Annotated in this window: 18 protein-coding genes; 5 read left to right on the top strand and 13 right to left on the bottom strand. The window is 68.3% G+C overall.

Annotated features, from left to right (window positions below):
• Nucleotides 1-68: 68 nt before the first annotated feature.
• From FHU13_RS05240 to FHU13_RS05230, 3 genes are read left to right on the top strand one after another with little or no spacing between them, the layout of a single operon-like run.
• The gene (locus tag FHU13_RS05240) at nt 69-587 is read left to right on the top strand and encodes a 2'-5' RNA ligase family protein (RefSeq protein ID WP_183434833.1); all 519 of its coding nucleotides are present in this window, start codon (nt 69-71) and stop codon (nt 585-587) included.
• Nucleotides 584-1387, top strand: coding sequence for a phosphatase PAP2 family protein (locus tag FHU13_RS05235; protein ID WP_183434832.1), 804 nt, complete (start codon nt 584-586; stop codon nt 1385-1387). The genes FHU13_RS05240 and FHU13_RS05235 overlap by 4 nt, the downstream gene beginning before the upstream one ends.
• Nucleotides 1388-1429: 42 nt before the next feature.
• Nucleotides 1430-2740, top strand: coding sequence for a Gfo/Idh/MocA family protein (locus tag FHU13_RS05230; RefSeq protein ID WP_183434831.1), 1311 nt, complete (start codon nt 1430-1432; stop codon nt 2738-2740).
• Nucleotides 2741-2783: 43 nt separating this feature from the next.
• On the opposite strand, the gene FHU13_RS05225 is transcribed toward FHU13_RS05230, so the two are convergent.
• The 12 genes from FHU13_RS05225 to coxB all read right to left on the bottom strand — a co-directional run bounded on the left by FHU13_RS05225 (nt 2784) and on the right by coxB (nt 13034).
• Entirely contained in the window at nt 2784-2930 is a 147-nt protein-coding gene (locus tag FHU13_RS05225) for a hypothetical protein (protein WP_183434830.1), read from the bottom strand.
• A gap of 79 nt (nt 2931-3009) precedes the next feature.
• Complete coding sequence (locus tag FHU13_RS05220; protein WP_183434829.1) at nt 3010-4305, bottom strand: pitrilysin family protein; 1296 nt, start codon at nt 4303-4305, stop codon at nt 3010-3012.
• Nucleotides 4306-4311: 6 nt separating this feature from the next.
• Nucleotides 4312-5724 carry a threonine synthase gene (gene thrC / locus FHU13_RS05215; protein ID WP_183434828.1) on the bottom strand — a complete coding sequence of 471 codons (1413 nt, stop codon included), beginning with the start codon at nt 5722-5724 and terminating at the stop codon, nt 4312-4314.
• 84 nt (nt 5725-5808) lie between these two features.
• The gene (locus FHU13_RS05210; RefSeq protein WP_183434827.1) at nt 5809-6222 is read right to left on the bottom strand and encodes a DUF4864 domain-containing protein; all 414 of its coding nucleotides are present in this window, start codon (nt 6220-6222) and stop codon (nt 5809-5811) included.
• Between the two features lie 86 nt (nt 6223-6308).
• Nucleotides 6309-7070: an SURF1 family protein gene (locus FHU13_RS05205; RefSeq protein WP_210287482.1), complete on the bottom strand. Its 762-nt coding sequence runs from the start codon at nt 7068-7070 to the stop codon at nt 6309-6311.
• 8 nt (nt 7071-7078) lie between these two features.
• A complete protein-coding gene (locus tag FHU13_RS05200; RefSeq protein ID WP_183434825.1) occupies nt 7079-7453 on the bottom strand; it encodes a DUF983 domain-containing protein in 375 nt (124 codons plus the stop codon).
• A 129-nt stretch (nt 7454-7582) separates the two neighbouring features.
• Nucleotides 7583-8440 carry a cytochrome c oxidase subunit 3 gene (locus FHU13_RS05195; RefSeq protein WP_183434824.1) on the bottom strand — a complete coding sequence of 286 codons (858 nt, stop codon included), beginning with the start codon at nt 8438-8440 and terminating at the stop codon, nt 7583-7585.
• 145 nt (nt 8441-8585) lie between these two features.
• Nucleotides 8586-9194 carry a cytochrome c oxidase assembly protein gene (locus FHU13_RS05190; RefSeq protein WP_183434823.1) on the bottom strand — a complete coding sequence of 203 codons (609 nt, stop codon included), beginning with the start codon at nt 9192-9194 and terminating at the stop codon, nt 8586-8588.
• 12 nt (nt 9195-9206) lie between these two features.
• Entirely contained in the window at nt 9207-9371 is a 165-nt protein-coding gene (locus FHU13_RS05185; RefSeq protein WP_183434822.1) for a hypothetical protein, read from the bottom strand.
• 8 nt (nt 9372-9379) lie between these two features.
• On the bottom strand, nt 9380-10333 hold the full coding sequence (locus FHU13_RS05180; RefSeq protein WP_183434821.1) for a heme o synthase: 954 nt from the start codon (nt 10331-10333) through the stop codon (nt 9380-9382).
• Between the two features lie 155 nt (nt 10334-10488).
• Nucleotides 10489-12117: a cytochrome c oxidase subunit I gene (gene ctaD, locus FHU13_RS05175; protein WP_183434820.1), complete on the bottom strand. Its 1629-nt coding sequence runs from the start codon at nt 12115-12117 to the stop codon at nt 10489-10491.
• A gap of 77 nt (nt 12118-12194) precedes the next feature.
• Entirely contained in the window at nt 12195-13034 is an 840-nt protein-coding gene (gene coxB / locus FHU13_RS05170) for a cytochrome c oxidase subunit II (RefSeq protein ID WP_183434819.1), read from the bottom strand.
• A gap of 255 nt (nt 13035-13289) precedes the next feature.
• On the opposite strand from coxB, the gene fdhD reads away from it, so the two are divergent.
• Complete coding sequence (gene fdhD, locus FHU13_RS05165; protein WP_183434818.1) at nt 13290-14153, top strand: formate dehydrogenase accessory sulfurtransferase FdhD; 864 nt, start codon at nt 13290-13292, stop codon at nt 14151-14153.
• Nucleotides 14154-14180: 27 nt separating this feature from the next.
• Here the strand turns inward: fdhD and FHU13_RS05160 are convergent, their stop codons facing one another.
• The gene (locus tag FHU13_RS05160; protein ID WP_183434817.1) at nt 14181-15209 is read right to left on the bottom strand and encodes a hypothetical protein; all 1029 of its coding nucleotides are present in this window, start codon (nt 15207-15209) and stop codon (nt 14181-14183) included.
• Between the two features lie 604 nt (nt 15210-15813).
• On the opposite strand from FHU13_RS05160, the gene gltB reads away from it, so the two are divergent.
• Nucleotides 15814-20532, top strand: coding sequence for a glutamate synthase large subunit (gltB, locus tag FHU13_RS05155; protein WP_183434816.1), 4719 nt, complete (start codon nt 15814-15816; stop codon nt 20530-20532).
• Nucleotides 20533-20611 lie beyond the last annotated feature (79 nt).

Below are 20611 nucleotides of genomic sequence, written 5' to 3'. Positions count from 1 at the left end.
CGATCCCATCGCACCATCTTGCTCGAACCGCGCCGGGCGACCGGCCTCGATCGAGAGAGTCCGAAGCGTTGCCCGAGCCTGCCCCGCTGATCCTGACGCTGCAGATGGACGAGGCGGCCTTCGCCACCTTCGACGGCTTGAGGCGGCGGCACTTCCCGGAGGCGCTGAACCACATCCCTGCCCACGTCACGCTGTTCCACCACCTGCCGGGTGAGGACGTGGCGGGCGTGACCGAGACGGTGGCGGCGCTTGCCCGCACGCAGAGCGTACCGGACGTTGCGGTCACGGGCGTGCGCCTCACCGGGCGCGGCGTCGCTTACGCCCTGGAATCGGAAGCCCTGTCCGGCTTTCGCGCGCGGGTCGCGGCGGCGTTCCGCGAGCATCTTAACGCACAGGACCGGCAGGGCTGGCGCCCGCACGTCACCGTGCAGAACAAGGTCGCTCCCGAGACCGCCCGTGCGCTGCACGCCGCGTTGGCCGAGAACTTCCGACCTTCGCACTTTCGGGCACCGGGCATGCTGCTATGGCGTTACCTCGGCGGTCCGTGGGAGCGGATCGCGACCATCGCATTCGGGGATGCGGCATGAGACTGCCCGGTATCGCGCGCACCGGCGGCGGCGCCCTCTGGCGCGGCTCGTCCGCCGTATGGCTGCGGCTCCACCTCAACGAGGTCGGGCCGCTGGTCTCGCTGCTCCTCGTCAGCACCCTCGGCTACGGCTTTTTCGCCCTGGCCCGCGAGGTCGGCGAAGGCTCGACCGCGGCCCTCGACCGCAAGATTCTGCTCGGATTGCGCAACCCCGCCGACCTCTCCGACCCGATCGGGCCGGCTTGGCTGGAAGAGGCGATGCGCGACATCACCGGCTGGGGCAGCGTGGTCACCATCGTGTTCCTCACGGCAGCGGCGGTGATCTACCTCGCGCTCGCGGGCCGACAGCGGGTTGCGGTGTTCGTGCTGGCTGCGGTCGGAGGCGGCGAGGCCGTCTCGACGGTGCTCAAGTTCTTCTATCACCGCCCACGGCCCGACCTGGTGCCGCACGGCATGGAGGTGTTCACGGCAAGCTTCCCCTCCGGCCATGCGATGATGTCGGCCATCGCTTACCTCACGCTCGCCACCCTGCTCGCCCGCGTCGAGCGGCGGCGCAGCGTCAAGGCGCTGATGCTCGCGCTCGGCATCTTCATGACGGTCCTGGTCGGCGTCAGCCGCGTCTATCTCGGCGTCCATTGGCCGAGCGATGTGCTGGCGGGCTGGTGCGTCGGCGCCGCCTGGGCGGCTCTCTGCTGGTTCGTCGCACTCCAGCTCCAGCGCCGGGGCGAGGTGGAGGACCCAGATCCGACCCCCGCGTCGACCGGACCCGGCCAGGTCAAAGGAACCACCTCGGCAGGCTGACGCGTTCCGGCCTCGTGTTTTAGCAAGGCCGGACCCTACTCCATGAGCGACGACCTCCGATTGTCCCGGCGCCTCCTCCTTGCGGGCAGCGCCGGCCTGACAGGCGCGGCCCTGGGCCTCGGCGCGGGCGCACGGGCCGCGTCCGGTCCGCCGGCTCCGTCGGTACCGGCCGATACCGGCGCGGTCCAGGGCGGGCGGATTGTCTTCCCGAACTGGCGCGATTCCGGCGATGCGCCGCCCCCGCCGCCGCCCGCACCGATGCCGCTCTCCGAGCGGGTCGGCTTCGCGATCGTCGGGCTCGGGCGCCTGAGCCTGGAGGAGATCCTGCCGGCCTTCGGCGAAGCAAAGAAGGCGAAGGTCGTGGCGCTGATGTCCGGCTCGCCGGAGAAAGCCGGGCTGACGGCGGCACAGTACGGCATCCCGGCCGACGCGATCTATTCGTACGACCAGTGGGATCGGCTGAAGGCCAATCCCGCGGTCAAGGCGGTCTACATCGTCACGCCGAACGGCCTGCATCGGGACAACGTCCTGGCGGCAGCGGGCGCGGGCAAGCACGTGCTGTGCGAGAAGCCGATGGCGAACGCGTCGGCCGAGGCGCAGGAGATGATCGAGGCCTGCAACAAGGCGGGCGTCAAGCTGATGATCGCCTATCGCTGCCAGTACGAGCCGTTCAACCGCGAGGTGGTGCGGCTCGCCCGCTCCGGCGAATTCGGGCGAGTGAAGATGGTCGAGGCCTTCAACGGTCAGACCACGGCGCTGCCGGAACAGTGGCGCCTGCGCAAGGCGCTCGCGGGCGGCGGCGCGCTGCCGGATATCGGCCTCTACTGCCTCAACGGGGTGCGGGCGCTGCTGGGCGAGGAGCCGGTCTCGATCCAGGCGCAGATCGTCACGCCCGAGAACGACCCACGCTTCAAGGAGGTCGAGGAGAGCGTCGCCTTTACGCTCCGTTTCCCCTCCGGGGTGATCGCGCAGTGCGGCACCAGTTATGGCGTCCATGAGAGCCGGTCACTTCGCGTCCATACCACTGGAGGTTCGCTCGACCTGGCAAACGCCTTTGCCTATCGCGGCCAGCGCCTCACCATCGCGCACCGCGAGGGAAGCCACGTCCAGCGGGACGAACCGGTGTTGACGCACAAGAACCAGTTCGCGCTCGAACTCGACCACATGGCCGAGTGCATCCTCACCGACCGCCGCCCTCGCACGCCCGGCGAGGAGGGCTTGCAGGACATGATCCTGATGGAGGCGATCTACGCGGCCGCCCGCACCGGCCAGCCGGTCACGGTCGGCCCGCTGGCCGGAACGGGGCAGGGGACCGATGCGACGCGGGGACCGGCCCTGGAGGAGCGGAAGTAGCCCGGCCGACATCCGCAGGGACGATGTGCGGCAAGGCTGCGGCTCACTCCCCCCAGCGCACGAACACCCCGACGGCGATGATGGCGAGGATGGCGAGCAGCCACGCCTCGCCTACGGTCAGCGCGTAGGCGAGCAGACCGAAGAAGCCGAGGGCGATACCGAGCATGGTCGCGACGGCGACGGGATTCATGGCGGGCGGTGTTTCACTTGGAGCCGGTCCCGGCACCCTTTGTGGGCGCCGGGCTTCAACCCAGAGAGGTAGTGCGCCGTCAGGCCGCCTGAAGAGCCGCCGTGACGCGGGAGAGCGGCGGCAGTCCCTTGATTGGGCCGATTGCGGCGAGCGTCGGCGCACCGCGCAGAAGAGTACGGCCCGCCGCGCGAACGTGCTCGACCTCGACCGCATCGACCTTGGCGATCAGCTCCTGCGGCGGGATCACCCGGCCCCAGGCGAGAAGCTGGCGGGCGTTGCGCTCGATGCGCCCGCCCGGCGTCTCCAGGGCGGAGAGCAGGGAGAGCTTGAGCTGCGCCTTGGCGCGGGCGAGCTCCGTTGCGTCGAGCCGCTCGGTCGCCTCGCGGGTGGTGGCGATGGTGACATCGACGAGTTCGGCGAGGTCCGCGCCCGAGGTGCCGGCGCCGATGCCGAACAGGCCGCAATCGGCGAAGGGCCAGTGGAAGGCCTGGATGTCGTAGGCGAGCCCGCGGGTCTCGCGCACCTCGTGCCAGAGCCGCGAGGTCAGCCCGCCGCCGAGCACCTGGGAAAACAGGTGCAGCGCATAGTAGCCATCGTCGCGGAAGGAGAGGCCGGGCAGGCCGAGCACGAGGTTCGCCTGTTCGAGCCGCTTCTGCATCCGCCGCTCGCCGCCGCCGTAGATTCCGGCCACGACCGGCGGTGCCTCGACGGACTTGAGGCTGCCGAAATGGCGCTCGGCCGCCTCGACGATCTCGGCATGCTCGACCGCGCCGGCGGCGGCGAGCACCATGCGCTCGGGGACATATTCGCGGGCGATGTAGGCTTCGATCGCCGCGCGGTCGAAGCTCTGGATCGTCTCGGGCCGGCCCAGGATCGGTCTGCCGATCGGCTGGTCGGGAAAGGCCGTCTCGATGAAGGCGTCGTAGACCACGTCATCGGGCGTGTCCTCGACTGCCGCATATTCCTGGAGGATCACACCCTTCTCGCGGGCGAGTTCGTTCGCGTCGAAGACCGAGCGGGTCAGGATATCGCCGAGCACGTCGAGGGCCACGCCCGCATCCTCGCCGAGAACGCGAGCGGTGTAGCTCGTGCTCTCGGTGCTGGTGGCGGCGTTGATCTCACCGCCGACATTCTCGATGTCCTCGGCGATCTTGCGGGCGGAGCGCGTCGCTGTGCCCTTGAAGGCCATGTGTTCGATCAGGTGGCTCAGGCCGTGCTCATCCGCCCGCTCGTGGCGCGAACCCGCCCCGACCCAGACGCCGAGCGTCGCCGTGGCGACGCCGGGAATGGTCTCGGTGGCGACGGTCAGACCGTTGCCGAGGCGACTGACGGTGAGGCCCGGCGAGGCGCCGAAGGTCGAGAAATGCTGGTTCATGCCGTCTCAGTCGCCTCGCGTGATGCGGGCATGCTCCGTAATGTAGCGCTCGATCGTGGCCTGATCATTGGCCAGATTCGCCACGGTCTCCGGCCGGGTCATCAGGTCGGCGAGGTGGGGCGGCAGCACCGGGCGCCCGCCGCCGGTCGCCTGCGAGACCGCGTCCGGGAATTTGGCCGGGTGGGCGGTGGCGAGCGCCACGACCGGTGTCGCCGGATCCTTCTCGAGCAACTTGCGGCCGGCGCGCACACCGATGGCGCTGTGCGGATCGAGCACCATACCGGTCTTGCGGTAGGTGCCGGCGATCTCGTCCACCACATCCGGCTCGCGTACGGCGGCCGCATCGAATTCCTCGCGCACACTCGCCAGAACCTCGGGGCTGAGCGTGAAGCCGCCGGACTGCTTCAGACCGGCCATCAGGCGTCCGAGCGCGGAGGCGTCGCGGTCCAAAGCCTCGAACAGCAGCCTCTCGAAGTTCGACGAGATCTGGATGTCCATCGAGGGCGAGGTGGTCGGCTGCACGCCGCGCGGCTCGTAGGCCCCGTGCTCCAGCGTGCGCGCCAGGATGTCATTGGCATTGGTGCCGATCATCAGCCGCTCGATCGGCAGGCCCATCCGTTTGGCGACCCAGCCGGCGAGGATGTCGCCGAAATTGCCGGTCGGCACCGCGAACGAGACCTTTCGATGCGGGGCGCCCAGGGCCACCGCGCTCGTGAAGTAGTAGACGGTCTGCGCCGCGACGCGGGCCCAGTTGATCGAGTTCACGCCCGACAGCTTGACCGAGTCCGCGAAGTCGCCGTGCTGGAACATCGCCTTCACGAGGTTCTGGCAATCGTCGAAATTGCCGTCGACCGCGAGCGCGTGGACGTTCGGCGCGTTGATCGTCGTCATCTGCCGACGCTGCACCTCCGACACGCGGCCGTGCGGGAACAGGATGAACACATCGACCTGATCGAGTCCCTTGAAGGCCTCGACCGCCGCGCTGCCCGTGTCGCCCGAGGTGGCGCCGACGATGGTGGCGCGCGCGCCCTTCCGGCGCAGCACATAATCCATCAGGCGCCCAAGCAGCTGCATCGCCACGTCCTTGAACGCGAGCGTCGGCCCGTGAAACAGCTCCATCAGGAACAGGTTGTCGTCGATCTGGGTCAGCGGGCAGATCGCGGGATGGCGGAAGGTCGCGTAGGCCGCCTCGATCATGGCATCGAGTTCGGGGTCCGGGATCTCGCCGTCGATGAGCGGGCGCAACACGCGCTTGGCCACCTCGGCATAGCGCATTCCGGCAAAGCCCGCGATCTCTTCACGGCTGAGCTGAGGCCAGCTCTCGGGCACGTAGAGGCCGCCGTCGCGGGCGAGGCCGGCGAGCAGCGCATCGGAAAAGCTCAAGGGCGCGGCGGCGCCGCGGGTCGAGACGTGCAGCAAGGATGCCTCCGGGAAGGCGCCCCCTCTACACGATCGATTTCGCCATGTCGAAGCGGAGCCGGATCAGTTTTTGGCCCCGCGGCGTCAAACCCTCTCGCCCGACGCCTTCTTCAACTGGCACCCGGTGATCCGCCATTGACCGTCGGCCTGACGCCGGAGCGTGTAGAGCGCCACCCAATCGATGCCGGCCTCGTCCTGTAAGCTCACGCCCTGGGCAATCTCGTCCTCGCCTGTCTCTTCAACTGTCTCGAAGCGGTAGCTGCGGGGGCGCAGGACCGGGGGATAGCCCTTCGCTACCATGGCGATGAAGGTCTCGGCCGAGGGAAACAGGTTGCGGATCTGCGGCGCGGCCTCGGCGTAGGCGCCCGCCGCGTCGTTGCGGCGGAAGGCGTCGATCTGCCGCTCGATGGTGGCGCGGGCCGCTGTGCGGGCCACGTCGTCGGCATAGGCCGGCGCGCCTGTCAGGACGAGACAAAGAAGGACGGCAACGGTGCGCATCGGCGGCCCTCCGCGGATCTTGCCGCGCGAGGCTTCCCGGTCCCGCGCAGCCTGCCAACGTTCTGACATCCCGCGGGCCAACGCCGTCAGCCGGCCTTCGGCTCCGCCGGATCGTACAACCGCCGCCACGCGAAAACGGAAAAGACGCCGATCAGGCAGGCGGCGATGCCGAACCATGTGAAGGCGTATTGCAGGTGGTTGTTCGGCAGATCGACCCGAAGTTGCCCGCCGCGGGGCCAGCCGCCGGGATTGGGCGTCGCGTCCGCCTCGATCAGGTAGGGCGCGACGTTGGTCAGCCCGCGGGCCGCGCTGATGCCGGGAATGTCGCGGGTGAACCACGCGTCGCGCTTCGGGTCGGATTCCGGCACGAACAGCCCGCGGGCCTCGCTCGCCCGCAGCATGCCGGTTACCGTCGCCTCGCCCTTCACCTGCCCGGCGGCGCGGTCTTCGGGTCGCCGCAGCTCGGTCGGCACGAAGCCGCGGTTGATCAGGATGGTGGTGCCGTCGTCGCGCTTGAGCGGGGTGAGCACATAGAAGCCCTGAAGCGCCCGGCCGGGCTCGCCCGGCGCCAGCCCGTGCACCAGGGTCTCCTTGTCGTGGAGCAGGGTGCCGCGCACCCGCACGCGGCTGAACTCGTCGGCCTTCGCGTCCCAGGCGTCGAACGGGGGAGGGGCGGCCGGCGGCTCGGCATGCGAGCGCTCCACGATGCGGGCGATCAGCGCCTCCTTCTCGCCCTTGCGGGCGAGCTGCCAGAACCCGAGGCCAAGCAGGATCGTCAGGCAAACCAGGGCTGCGAGGCCCGGTGCCCACAGGCTGCGCAGGCGCGCTTGGCGTTCGATCGCGGACAGCTCGACCACTAGCGGAAGCGCCCCTGCTCGGCCTTGTTGACGAACTGCACCGCCGCGAGCACGCCCTTGAGCGGACGCACCAGAGCCAAGCTCAAGCCGATGGCGAGGCTGCCGGCCACCATCGCGTGCACCCAGACCGGGGGCTCGTAGGTGAACTCCATCCAGAGGGCCGTTCCGACGACGACGAAGCCGGTGATCGACATCACGAAGAAGGCAGGTCCGTCCGCCGAGTCGAAGGCGGAAAAATCCTGGCCGCGGACGTCGCAGGCCGGCTTGAAGGCGAGGAAGCCGCGGAACAGATGTCCCTCGCCGCAGGCCGGGCAGCGCCCGCGCAGGCCTGTCGGAACCGGGGAGGGGGGCGGGCTGGTCGTCGCTCGGGTCACGGGTGGCTCGCTCGTTCGATCCCGCCGGTATGGAAAATCCGGCGCGGCCCTGCACGTGAAAAAGGGCGGCTCGCGCCGCCCTTCAGGGTTGCCGCCCGCGCGGGGCGGCGGATGCTGTGGCCTGCGCCTTTAGTGAGCCGCGCCGCCGGTGCCCGCGCCCCACACGTAGATCGCCGCGAACAGGAACAGCCACACGACGTCGACGAAGTGCCAGTACCAGGCGGCGAACTCGAAGCCGAGGTGCTGCTTCGGCGTGAAGTCACCCGCATAGGCACGCAGCAGGCAGACGGCGAGGAAGATCGTGCCGATGATGACGTGGGCGCCGTGGAAGCCCGTCGCCATGAAGAAGGTCGCCGAGTAGATCGAGCCCGAGAAGCCGAAATGGGCGTGGGCGTACTCGTAGGCCTGGCAGGCGGTGAACAGGACGCCGAGGATGATGGTGAGCCACAGGCCCATCTTCAGGCCCTTGCGGTCGCCGTGCAGGAGGGCGTGGTGGGCCCAGGTCACGGTGGTGCCCGAGGTGAGCAGGATCAGCGTGTTAAGCAGCGGCAGGTGCCAGGGATCGAACGCCTCGATGCCCTTGGGCGGCCACATGCCGCCGGTGAACTCGACGCGCTGAGGCTGGATCGGGTCGGCGGTGTAGAGAGCGGCTTCGAAATAGGCCCAGAACCACGCCACGAAGAACATCACCTCGGAGGCGATGAACATGATCATGCCGTAGCGGTGATGGAGCTGGACGACGCGGGTGTGGTCGCCGGAATTCGCCTCGTGGGTGACGTCCTTCCACCACGACAGCATAGTGTAGAGCACGCCGAGCGTGCCGGCGCCGAACACGTAGGGACCGATGGCGAGACCGCCGGCGGAGAGACCCTTCATCCAGAAGACGGCGCCGAAGGCCATCAGGAACCCGGAGAACGCGCCCAGCAGCGGCCACGGGCTCGGGTTGATGATGTGGTAGTCGTGGTTCTTGGCGTGCGCCCCGGCCATCGCGATGATTCTCCCTCGCCCCGGCCCGTCACCGCCTGACGGCCGGGCCCTGTTGCCTTGGAGATCCGGCGGGACCGGACCTCGGTTGAAAACCCTCTACTGCGGCAGCCGAGCCATTGTCACGCTTGGGCCGCCCCTCGATCCCTCAAAAATTGCGCGTGGGGCTGGGCTTGGCCGCTTCCGCCACCGGCGCGCCGTTCTTCGAGGGGTAGTAGGTGTAGGACAGCGTCATCTCCGAGAGGTTGCCGATGTCCGGGTCCTTGCGCAGAGCCGGATCGACGTAGAACACCAGCGGGAACTCGGCCGACTCTCCCGGCTGCAGCGTGTGCTCGTCGAAGCAGAAGCACTGCACCTTGACGAAGTAGCTTCCCATCAGGTCCGGCTGCACGTTGAAAACGGCGATGCCGGTCGAGGGCGCCGGGCCGGTATTCGTCACCTTGAAGAACACGGTCGCCGTCTGGCCGGGCACCGCCTCGACCCGCGACTGCTCGGGCTGGAAGCGCCAGGACAGGGTCTTGGAGACGTTGGTGTCGAAGCGGACCGTCACGGGAGCCAGCGCCTCGGCCGTCGGTGCGGAGGGCGCGGCACCGACGAGCGGCGTGCCGCCGTAACCGGTCGCCTTGCAGAACATGGAGTAGAGCGGGGCCGAGACGGCCGCGAGGCCGCCCATGCCGAGCACGACGCCGGCGCAGGCGATCACGGTCCAGCGCGCGCCGCGCGCCGCCTGCCTCTGCCGCTCCGCTGTATCGGTCATCGGTACACGCCCTCAGAGCGGCCGCTGCAGGACCTGCGGTCCGAGCTTGGCGATCGTCAGCACGAAGAAGATCAGCACCAGCGCACCGAGGGTCAGGGCGATGGCGACCGAGCGCTTGCGGCGCGTCCTGGCCTCTTCCGGCGTCAGCGGACGCACGCCTTCCGGCAGATCGGACATGGCGGGCCTCATACTGTGACCGCGCGGAACAGACCGAGCCCCTGCTCGGCGAGCAGCGCGGAGAAGAGCAGGAACAGATAGAGGATCGAGAAGGCGAACAGGCCCATGGCCGCCTTGCGCTCGGGCTCGCCCTCGCGCAGCCGGTAGACCTGCACCGCACCCGCCAGCATGCCGAGGCCACCGAGCACGCCGACGACAGCGTAGAGCCAGCCGCCGAAGCCGAGCCACACCGGCAAGAGGGCCAGCGGGGCGAGCAGCAGCGAGTACCAGATGATCTGGCGGCGGGTGGAATCCGGGCCGGCGACGTTCGGCATCATCGGGATACCGGCGCGGGCGTACTCGCCGCTCTTGACCAGAGCCAGCGCCCAGAAGTGCGGCGGCGTCCAGATGAAGATGATCGCGAACAGGACGAGCGACTCGATGCCGATCTGGCCGGTCACGGCCGCCTGACCGACCACCGGGGGGAGGGCGCCGGCGGCGCCGCCGATGACGATGTTCTGCGCGGTCGCCCGCTTCAGCCACATCGAGTAGATTACGGCGTAGAACACGATCGTGAAGGCCAGCAGCCCCGCGGCGAGCCAATTGGAGGCCAGCCCGAGGATCAGCACCGAGCCGACCGACAGCACGATGCCGAAGGCGAGCGCCTCGTCGGGACGGATGCGCCCATCGGGGATCGGCCGCTTGGCGGTGCGGGTCATCAGCGCGTCGATGTCGGCGTCCCACCACATGTTGAGGCAGCCCGAGGCGCCGGCGCCGACCGCAATCATAAGGAGCGAGATCGCGGCGATCACCGGGTTCACGGTGGCGTGCGAGACCACCATGCCGACCAGTGCGGTGAAGATGACGAGCACCATCACCCGCGGCTTCAGCAGGGCGAAGAAGTCGGAGACCTCGCCGCCCGCGGCGGAAGAGAGCGACACGCGGCCGGCGTCGGCGCTCAGGCTGTTCGACAGGCTCGTCATGGAAACCGTGATCTGACGCTTGTTCTGATGGTCTCGGATCGCGCCGTTCGTGGCGCCGCCCTTTGCGGGAGGCCTCACTGAAGCGGTGAGAGGCCTCCGGGAAAGAGCGAGGACCGCCGGGGCGGTCCTCGCGATCTTTGATTTTCGTCCCGCCCTCAGTGGGATGGCTCGTCGACGATCTTCGGGAGCGTCTCGAACTGGTGGAAGGGCGGGGGCGAGGAGAGGGTCCATTCCAGGGTCGTGGCACCCTCGCCCCAAGGATTGTCCGCAGCGCGGGTCTTGGAGCGGAAGGCCAGGACGATGCCGATCACGAACACGACCATGCTGAGAGCGAAGACGTGACCGCCCAGCGTCGCGACCTTGTGCCAGCCGGCGAAGGCCTCGGGGTAGTCGGCGTAGCGACGCGGCATGCCGGCCAGACCCAGGAAGTGCATCGGGAAGAACAGAACGTTCGCGCCGATGAAGGCCAGCCAGAAGTGCAGCTTGCCCGCCCATTCCGGGATGACGTGGCCGGTCATCTTCGGGAACCAGTAGTAGACACCGGCGAAGATGATGAACACGGCGCCGAGCGAGAGCACGTAGTGGAAGTGCGCCACGACGTAGTAGGTGTCGTGCAGGTACTTATCGACCGAGGAGTTCGCGAGCACGACGCCGGTGACGCCGCCGACCGTGAACAGGAAGATGAAGCCTACCGCCCAGTGCATCGCCGCGGTGAAGCGGATCGAGCCGCCCCACATCGTCGCGATCCAGGAGAAGATCTTCACGCCGGTCGGCACCGCGATCACCATGGTCGCGAAGACGAAGTAGGACTGCGTCTGGAGCGACAGGCCGACGGTGTACATGTGGTGGGCCCACACGACGAAGCCGACGACGCCGATGGCGACCATGGCGTAGGCCATGGCGAGGTAGCCGAAGACGGGCTTGCGCGAGAAGGTGGCGATGATGTGCGAGACGATGCCGAAGGCCGGCAGGATCATCACGTACACTTCGGGGTGACCGAAGAACCAGAACAGGTGCTGGTAGAGCACCGGATCGCCGCCGCCCTCGGGAGCGAAGAAAGTGGTGCCGAAGTTACGGTCGGTGAGCAGCATCGTGATCGCGCCGGCGAGAACCGGGAGCGACAGGAGCAGCAGGAACGCGGTGACGAGCTCGGCCCAGGCGAAGAGCGGCATCTTGTGCAGCGTCATGCCGGGGGCGCGCATGTTGAGGATGGTGGTGATGAAGTTGATCGCGCCGAGGATCGAGCCCGCACCGGCGAGGTGGAGCGAGAAGATCGCGAAATCGACCGCCGGGCCGGGGTGGCCGGCCGAGGAGGAGAGCGGCGGGTAGACGGTCCAGCCGGTGCCCGCGCCGCTGGCGCCGGGCGAGCCCTCGACGAACAGCGAGCAGACGAGGCAGCAGAAGCCCGCCACGGTCAGCCAGAACGAGATGTTGTTCATCCGCGGGAAGGCCATGTCCGGCGCGCCGATCATGAGCGGGACGAACCAGTTGCCGAAGCCGCCGATCAGGGCGGGCATCACCATGAAGAACACCATGATGAGGCCGTGGCCGGTGACGAACACGTTGTAGGTCGCCGGGTTGGAGAAGTACTGGAGCCCGGGCTCTTCCATCTCCATGCGGATGCCGAAGGACAGGAACGCGCCGATGATGCCCGCCATGAAGGCGAAGACCAGGTAGAGCGTGCCGATGTCCTTGTGGTTCGTCGAGAGGAACCAGCGGGAGAAGAAGGAGGGCTTGTGGTCGTGGTGGGCGTCATGCCCGGCATGTGCTGTGGCGGTGGCCATCGATCCTTGCCTTAATCAGATGTCTGTCGCCTCTGGCGAATGGAGATCCGGCCGGCCTGCGCCGGCTCGGGAAAGCGTCAGCGGGCGTCCGCGAGGCGCGCGCCGTTGTCGATGGCGGCGTACTTGGTCTTCGCCTCGGTCAGCCACTCGGCATAGGCCTGCTCGCTGACCACGCGCACGGTGATCGGCATGTAGGCGTGACGGGCGCCGCAGAGCTCGGAGCACTGGCCATGATAGGTGCCCTCACGGTCGGCCTTGAACCACCACTGGTTCAGGCGGCCGGGAATCGCGTCGATCTTGCCGCCGAAGGAGGGGATCGCCCAGGAGTGGATCACGTCCTCGGAGGTGACCTGCACCTTCACGACCTTACCGACCGGCACGACCATGTCGTTGTCGGTGGCCAGGAGCTTCGGCTGCTGCTCCTCGTCGACGTTGGCGTCGAAGGTGAAGCCGCCCTTGTCGCCCTCGGCCGGGTAGACGTAGGACCAGTACCATGCGTGGCCGACGACCTTGACCACGACGTCGGCCTTCGGGTCCGAGAGCTGCGTGCGCAGGGTGCGGAACGAGGGGATCGCCACCGCCACGAGGATCAGGACCGGGATGATGGTCCAGGCCACCTCGATCATCGTATTGTGGGTGGTACGCGACGGCGTGGGGTTCGCCTTCTCGCTGAACTTGAAGATGCAGTAGAGAATGAGGCCGAGAACGAAGACCGAGATGGCGAAGGCGAGCCAGTGCAGCCCGTGCTCGAAGTTGAGGAGGTCAACGGCTTCGGCCGTGACCGGTACCTGACGGCTCATCTGCCACGGCTCGGGCTGACCGATGCCGGCCGCGAGAGCGGCGGAGGACGAACCGAGGAGAGCGCCGAACGCGGCGAGCCCCCACGATAACCGATGTTGCGCCTGCGTCGTCCGCATATCCCCGCTTGGCTCCCCTGATGCCTATGGTTTGTTTGCCCTTGAATTTGCCGACCAGCGTCGCAAATCCGAAGACTGCCCGACCTTATCGCGGGCCTTGCCGGTTCCGGCGTGACCGTGTCGCTGCCGGATGGGCGGTTGCGACGTAGAACCATACTGATCGTAAAACCGCAACCGCAACAGCGCCGCCAAGCGTCGCTTGGACGCGGGATCAGGGTTGCGCGACGGGCAATTTGGCTGCCTCTAGGGATACGGATGCAAGACTTCAGCGGAAAACCTGAGGACGATCTCGGCGAGGACAGCCCCGCGACGTCGATCAAGGTCGGAACGCTCGTCGTCGGCTACGATGCGCCCGAGGCGCGGCCCGACGCCCGCGCGCTGGCCGTCGAGATGCCGGTCAACGTCGTCTACGGCACCGTACCCTACGCCGTGATGATGCTGACGCCGGCCGATCTCGAAGATTTCGCCTACGGCTTCAGTCTCACCGAGGGCGTGATCGAGACGCCCGACGAGATCCGCGGCGTCGCCGTGGAGCCCGGCGAGGGCGGCTTGCGGCTCCTGGTCGATCTCGCTCCCGGACGGCTGCGCGAGCATCTCGCCCGCAAGCGCGCGATCAGCGGGCGCACGGGTTGCGGCGTCTGCGGCATCGAGGATCTCTCCGCTCTGCCGATCGCGCGAACGCGCTCCGGAAAGGGCCCGCAGGTGACGCTGGCAGCGATCCAGACGGCACTAACGGCTCTGTCCGACCGCCAGATCCTCAATCGGGAGACCCGCGCCGTTCATGCCGCGGGGTGGGCCGGGCTCGACGGAACGCTCGTGGCGGTGCGCGAGGATGTCGGCCGCCACAATGCTCTGGATAAGTGCATCGGTGCGCTGCTGCGCCGGGGCGTACGGCCGGACGAGGGGTTCCTCGTCATCACCAGCCGCTGTTCCTTCGAGATGGCGGAGAAGGCCGCGACGCTCGGCGCCTCGGTCTTGGTCGCGATTTCCGCCCCGACCTCCCTCGCCATCGAGCGGGCGCGCTGCCACGACATGACGCTCTGCGCCATCGCCCGCTCCGACACGCTCACCGTGTTCTCGGGGCGCGAACGGCTCCTGCTGGCCGGGGAGGGCGGCTGAACCGCCGCTGCTCGCAAATCGACGGCCTCACTCGGTGCTGCCGGCCTCACCGGCGCCGCCGGGAACGACCGTCGCCCCACCGATCACCCGCACGTTCTTGCGCGCGCCGTCGGCCGGCGGATCCTGCCAGCCTTTGCCCGCCGCGGCAGGCTTCGACTCGGCGGTCTTGGCAGGCTCCTTCGTGGGCTCCGGCTTGGCAGCTTCCTTGGCGGCTTCGGCCTTGCCGGGCTCCGGCCGCGCCTCGTTCGCCTTCGGCTCGACCGCCTTGGCCTCCTTCGTGTCCGGTTTGGCCGGCTCGGATTTGGCCGCCGGCGTCATCGCAGGGGATTCCGCGGGACCGGCACGGAGCGAAGGCTCCGGAGCGGTCGGGGCGATCCGCGCCTGGGACGGGAGCTTGGGCGTCGGCGAAGTCCGGGCCGCGGCGCGCCGCGGTGTCTCGGAGCGGCTCACCGCGTCCGGATTGACGCCGAGGGGATTGGCCTCGGGCCGTGCCGTCGGCGGCACGCGCTCGACTCGGGCATCGCGGGGAGCGTCGCGCTCACCGCCCAGGGGTGCATTGCGCAGGCCGGGAACCGAGGGAATGTCGGCCGGCGGCACGATGCGCTCCGCCTCGCGGATCGGACGGCGCGGACGCATGTCGTCCTCGGTCCAGCCGTAGCCGGGCGCCGCCGGCCGGATCCGATCGGAAGGATAGTAGACGCCGCCGAGTGGCTCGCGCCCGATCACCTCACCCTCGCGGGCATCGACCACGAGCCGCAGTCGCTGACCGCGCGGGCTCGTCGCCTCCACGCGGTAGTTCCGTCCGTCATAGCGGGGGCGGGCGATCTCGGTGAAGCCGCGGTCACGCAGGTCGTCGACGACCTCGCGCGGGGGCAACAGGCCGTCCTCCTCGAAATAGACCGTCCGCGGCGGGCCGTAGATCTCGCGGTAGAAGCCCTGGGCGTCGGCAGCCTGCAGGCCGGCACCGCTGACGAGCGCGGCGGTCAGGCCGAGGCCAAGGCCGCGAAGCAGCGCCGCTCTCCGGACACGGCCGATGGCATGACGGCTCGAAGCCATTGGGACCTCTCGAACCAAGCTGTGCAAAGGGAAGGTCCCGGGAGCCCGCTGTTGACCGCGGGTCCCCCGGCGTCACGGCAGACGCGATCCCCGCATTCCTTCCGTGCCGGCAAGGTTTTCTAAACGATTGAATGGGGCGACATTGCGGACCGACCCGGAACCTGCCAGGGCATCGGGACGCTGCCGTGTTGCCGGGCGCTTCCTGCGTCATCGGACCTCGACTGCGCTGCGCGAATTCAAGGCATGTTCAAAAGGCCGGCGGCGGTGGCCGGCGGCCCCTTGCTGGAATGAATGAAATCTGGCAACGTCCACCTATAGGACAGCAAGACTGTCCCATTTGTCGCGCTTGGCCGTCGGGCGAGCTTTGGGGATCCATCACGTGATCGACGTGACGTCCGAACGAGCTGATAAACCGGTGATCGTCAAGGCGATCCGGGCGAGCGCCGGCTGAACAAGCCGGGGTTCAGCCCGCGGGTTGGCGGGCGATTCCGGCAGGAAGAACCCCACCAATCCCGACTTGAAAATGACGGCGGCGGCCCGATCACCGATGGTGTTCGGGCATGAAACATGCTCGCGTGCGGGCAGGGTCGGAGATCTGCGGACGATGCGTGAAATCCCGTCTGAACTGTCGGTGCCGGCCGTGATCGGTGAGAAGGCTGCACCCTCGCGCGCTGGTGCCACGCCGCTGATCCTGCGTGATCCGGCCTTGCCGCAGGCGCAAGGCGCCTACAACCCGGCCCACGAGCGCGATGCCTGCGGCGTCGGCTTCGTCGCGGACATGCATGACCGGCGCAGCCACACGATCGTCGAACAGGGTCTGAAGATCCTGGAGAACATCGACCACCGCGGCGCGGTCGGTGCCGACCCGACCATGGGCGACGGCTGCGGCATCCTCACCCAGATCCCGCACGGCTTCTTCTCGGAGGAATGCTCGCGCCTCGGCTTCGAGCTGCCGCCCGCCGGCCACTACGCCATCGGCCAGTTCTTCATGCCTAAGGACGCGGATGCCCGCGCCGCCATCGAGGCGATCGTCGAGAAGACGCTCAGCGACGAGGGCCTGCCGCTGCTTGGCTGGCGCGACGTGCCGGTCGATTCCAGCGACCTCGGCAAGGCGGTGAGGGAGACCGAGCCGCATCACCGGCAGGTCTTCATCGGTTGCCCGGCGAGCATCTCCGATCAGGATGCCTTCGAGCGGCGCGTCTACATCGCCCGCAAGGTGATCTCGAACCAGGTCTACGGCCTGGACGACGAGCGGGCGAAGACCTTCTACCCCGTCTCGGTCTCGAGCCGGACGATCGTCTACAAGGGCATGGTGCTCGTGCACCAGCTCGGTCACTATTATCTCGACCTGAAGGACACCCGCTTCGTCTCGGCGCTCGCGCTCGTCCACCAGCGCTTCGCCACGAACACCTTCCCGACCTGGCGGCTGTCGCACCCCTACCGGATGGTCGCGCATAACGGCGAGATCAACACGCTGCGCGGCAACGTGAACTGGATGGCCGCGCGCCAGGCCAGCGTCGATTCGGAACTGTTCGGCAACGACATCTCGAAGCTCTGGCCGATCTCCTATGAGGGCCAGTCCGACACCGCCTGCTTCGACAACGCCCTCGAGTTCCTCGTGCAGGGCGGGTACTCGCTCGCCCACGCGATGATGATGCTCGTCCCCGAGGCCTGGGCCGGCAATCCGCTGATGGGCGAGGAGCGGCGCGCCTTCTACGAGTACCACGCCGCCCTGATGGAGCCGTGGGACGGCCCGGCCGCCGTTGCCTTCACCGATGGCCGCCAGATCGGCGCCACGCTCGACCGCAACGGCCTGCGCCCGGCCCGCTACATCGTCACCGATGACGGCCTCGTCGTGCTCGCCTCCGAAATGGGCGTGCTGCCGATCCCGGACGAGAAGATCGTCCAGTCCTGGCGCCTGCAGCCGGGCCGGATGCTGCTGATCGATCTGGAGAAGGGCCGCATCGTCTCCGACGAGGAGATCAAGGGCGAGCTCGCCTCCGCGCACCCCTATGCCGAGTGGGTCAAGAACACCCAGATCGTGCTGGAGGATCTGCACCCGATCCAGCCGCGGGCCTCGCGCACGGACGTGTCCCTGCTCGATCGCCAGCAGGCCTTCGGCTACACCCAGGAAGACCTCAAGCTGCTCATGGCCCCCATGGCCGTGACCGGCCAGGAGGCGGTCGGCTCGATGGGCTCGGACACGCCGCTCTCGGCGCTCTCCGACAAGCCCAAGCTGCTCTACACCTACTTCAAGCAGAACTTCGCGCAGGTCACCAACCCGCCGATCGATCCGATTCGCGAGGAGGCCGTGATGAGCCTCGTCTCGTTCATCGGCCCGCGCCCGAATCTGCTCGATATGGAGGGAGCCTCGCGCCGCAAGCGCCTCGAGGTGCGTCAGCCGATCCTCACCAACGGCGATCTGGAAAAGATCCGGTCGATCTCGCATTTCGAGGACCGCTTCGACACCAAGACGCTCGACATCACCTACGCGGCCGAGGCCGGCGCGGCGGCGATGGAGGGTGCTCTCGATCGCCTGTGCGATCGGGCCGAGGTCGCGGTGCGCGGCGGCTACAACATCATCATCCTGTCCGACCGGATGGTGGGGCCGGACCGCATCCCGATCCCGGCGCTGCTCGCCACCGCGGCCGTGCACAACTACCTGATCCGCAAGGGGCTTCGCACCTCGGTCGGCCTCGTGGTCGAGTCGGGCGAGCCGCGCGAAGTGCATCACTTCGCCTGCCTTGCCGGCTACGGCGCCGAGGCGGTGAACCCCTATCTCGCCTTCGAGACGCTGATCGCGATGAAGGACGAGTTCCCGCCGGACCTGACCGACAACGAGATCATCTACCGCTACATCAAGTCGATCGATAAGGGTCTGCTCAAGGTCATGTCCAAGATGGGCATCTCGACCTACCAGTCCTATTGCGGCGCGCAGATTTTCGACGCGATCGGCCTGAACTCCGACTTCGTGGCGAAGGACTTCTTCGGCACGGCGACGACGGTCGAGGGTATCGGCATGGCCGAGGTCGCCCAAGAGACGGCCCTGCGTCACCAGGATGCCTTCGGCGACGCTCCGATCTACCGCAACGCGCTCGATGTCGGCGGCGAGTACGCCTACCGCCTGCGCGGCGAGACCCACACCTGGACGCCCGACACCGTGGCGACGCTGCAGCACGCGGTGCGCCTCGGCGCGGCCGAGCGCTACCGCGAATACGCCCGGCTGGTGAACGAGCAGGAGAACCACCTCAAGACCCTGCGCGGCCTGTTCCGGATCAAGAATGCGGCCGATCTCGGCCGCGCGCCGGTCGACATCTCGGCGGTCGAACCGGCCTCCGAGATCGTCAAGCGCTTCGCCACCGGCGCCATGTCCTACGGGTCGATCTCGAAGGAGGCGCACGAGACGCTGGCCATCGCAATGAACTCGTTCGGCGGCCGCTCGAACTCGGGCGAGGGCGGCGAGGAGCCGCGCCGGTTCATCACCGGGCCGGACGGACGCTCGCGCCGCTCGGCGATCAAGCAGGTGGCCTCTGGCCGCTTCGGCGTCACGACGGAGTACCTCGTCAACGGCGACATGATCCAGATCAAGGTCTCGCAGGGTGCCAAGCCCGGCGAGGGTGGTCAGCTGCCCGGCCACAAGGTCGACGCCAAGATCGCCAAGGTTCGCTACGCCACGCCCGGCGTCGGCCTGATCTCGCCGCCGCCCCACCACGACATCTACTCGATCGAGGATCTGGCCCAGCTGATCTTCGACCTGAAGAACGTGAACCCGGCGGCCGACATCTCGGTCAAGCTCGTCTCCGAGGTCGGCGTCGGCACGGTCGCGGCGGGCGTCGCCAAGGCGCGCGCCGACCACATCACGATCTCCGGCTTCGATGGCGGCACGGGCGCGGCCCCGCTCACCTCGATCAAGCACGCGGGCGGCCCCTGGGAGACGGGTCTCGCCGAGACGCAGCAGACCCTCGTGATGAACGGCCTGCGCGGCCGCGTCGCACTCCAGGCCGACGGCGGCATCCGCACCGGCAAGGACGTGATGATCGCGGTGCTGCTCGGCGCCGATCAGATCGGCTTCTCGACCGCACCGCTGATCGCGGCCGGCTGCATCATGATGCGCAAGTGCCACCTCAACACCTGCCCCGTGGGTGTCGCCACCCAAGACCCGGTGCTGCGCAAGCGCTTCAAGGGGACCCCTGAGCACGTCATCAACTACTTCTTCTTCGTGGCCGAAGAGCTGCGGGAGCTGATGGCGGCGATGGGCTTCACGCGGCTAGAGGACCTGATCGGCCGCTCCGACCTCCTCGACAAGCGCGAGGCGATCGAGCACTGGAAGGCCCGCGGTCTCGACTTCTCGAAGCTGTTCCACCGGCCCGATGTCGGCCCGGAGGTGGCGATCCGGCATGTCGAGACGCAGCACCACCCGATCGACACGGTGCTCGACCGCCGCCTGATCGCGGGCGCCGAGCAGGCCATCGAGACCGGCGAGGCGGTCCTGCTCACCGATGTGATCCGCAACTCGGATCGCGCCGCAGGTGCCATGCTCTCGGGCGCGGTGGCCAAGAAGCACGGCCATGACGGCCTGCCCGACGACAGCATCGTGGTGAAGCTCAACGGCACCGCCGGCCAGAGCTTCGGCGCTTGGCTCGCCGCCGGCGTCACCCTGGATCTCACCGGCCACGGCAACGACTACGTCGGCAAGGGACTGTCGGGCGGCAAGCTGATCATCCGTCCGAGCGAGGCGCTGAAGGCCCCCCCTGCTCGCACGATCATGGCCGGCAACACCGTTCTCTACGGGGCGATCGCGGGCGAGTGTTACATCCGGGGTGCCGCGGGCGAGCGCTTCGCCGTGCGCAACTCGGGCGCGATCGCGGTGGTCGAGGGCATGGGCGATCATGGCTGCGAGTACATGACCGGCGGCGTCGTGGTCTCGATCGGGGTGACGGGGCGCAACTTCGCGGCGGGCATGTCCGGCGGCATCGCCTACGTGCTCGACGAGGACGGTTCGTTCCGTGACCGCTGCAACCTGTCGATGGTCGATCTGGAGCCGGTGGAGGAAGAGGACGACGTCATGCGCCGCTTCCACCAGGACGGCGACCTGGAGACCAAGGGCCGGGTCGATATCCTCGCCGACATGTCGGGTCACGACGAGGAGCGGCTCAGCCAACTCCTTACCAACCACCTGAAGTATACCGGCTCGCCCAAGGCCAAGCAGATCCTTGACGATTGGGCGGGCTACCGCACCAAGTTCGTCAAGGTGATGCCGGTCGAGTACCGTCGCGCCCTACGCGAGATGGAAATGGCGCGCATGCCGGTGGCGGCGGAGTAGCCACGCGTCACACGGTTGCGTTCTTTCGCGCCATACGGTCGGCGGCCTCGGTCGCCGACCGCTTCACAGCGATGACGGA

Source organism: Methylobacterium sp. R2-1 (genome assembly GCF_014191355.1).
Taxonomy (GTDB): Bacteria; Pseudomonadota; Alphaproteobacteria; order Rhizobiales; family Beijerinckiaceae; genus Methylobacterium.
This window is presented reverse-complemented; position numbering and strand designations above follow the sequence as displayed.

Bases quoted from the DNA above. Each gene is read 5' to 3' on its own strand.
- FHU13_RS05190 (WP_183434823.1), bottom strand. From the start codon at position 9,194: ATGACCGATACAGCGGAGCGGCAGAGGCAGGCGGCGCGCGGCGCGCGC.
- FHU13_RS05220 (WP_183434829.1), bottom strand. From the start codon at position 4,305: ATGAACCAGCATTTCTCGACCTTCGGCGCCTCGCCGGGCCTCACCGTC.
- ctaD (WP_183434820.1), bottom strand. From the start codon at position 12,117: ATGGCCACCGCCACAGCACATGCCGGGCATGACGCCCACCACGACCAC.
- FHU13_RS05160 (WP_183434817.1), bottom strand. From the start codon at position 15,209: ATGGCTTCGAGCCGTCATGCCATCGGCCGTGTCCGGAGAGCGGCGCTG.
- coxB (WP_183434819.1), bottom strand. From the start codon at position 13,034: ATGCGGACGACGCAGGCGCAACATCGGTTATCGTGGGGGCTCGCCGCG.
- fdhD (WP_183434818.1), top strand. From the start codon at position 13,290: ATGCAAGACTTCAGCGGAAAACCTGAGGACGATCTCGGCGAGGACAGC.
- FHU13_RS05210 (WP_183434827.1), bottom strand. From the start codon at position 6,222: ATGCGCACCGTTGCCGTCCTTCTTTGTCTCGTCCTGACAGGCGCGCCG.
- FHU13_RS05235 (WP_183434832.1), top strand. From the start codon at position 584: ATGAGACTGCCCGGTATCGCGCGCACCGGCGGCGGCGCCCTCTGGCGC.
- FHU13_RS05185 (WP_183434822.1), bottom strand. From the start codon at position 9,371: ATGTCCGATCTGCCGGAAGGCGTGCGTCCGCTGACGCCGGAAGAGGCC.
- FHU13_RS05225 (WP_183434830.1), bottom strand. From the start codon at position 2,930: ATGAATCCCGTCGCCGTCGCGACCATGCTCGGTATCGCCCTCGGCTTC.
- FHU13_RS05180 (WP_183434821.1), bottom strand. From the start codon at position 10,333: ATGACGAGCCTGTCGAACAGCCTGAGCGCCGACGCCGGCCGCGTGTCG.
- FHU13_RS05230 (WP_183434831.1), top strand. From the start codon at position 1,430: ATGAGCGACGACCTCCGATTGTCCCGGCGCCTCCTCCTTGCGGGCAGC.
- gltB (WP_183434816.1), top strand. From the start codon at position 15,814: ATGCGTGAAATCCCGTCTGAACTGTCGGTGCCGGCCGTGATCGGTGAG.
- FHU13_RS05195 (WP_183434824.1), bottom strand. From the start codon at position 8,440: ATGGCCGGGGCGCACGCCAAGAACCACGACTACCACATCATCAACCCG.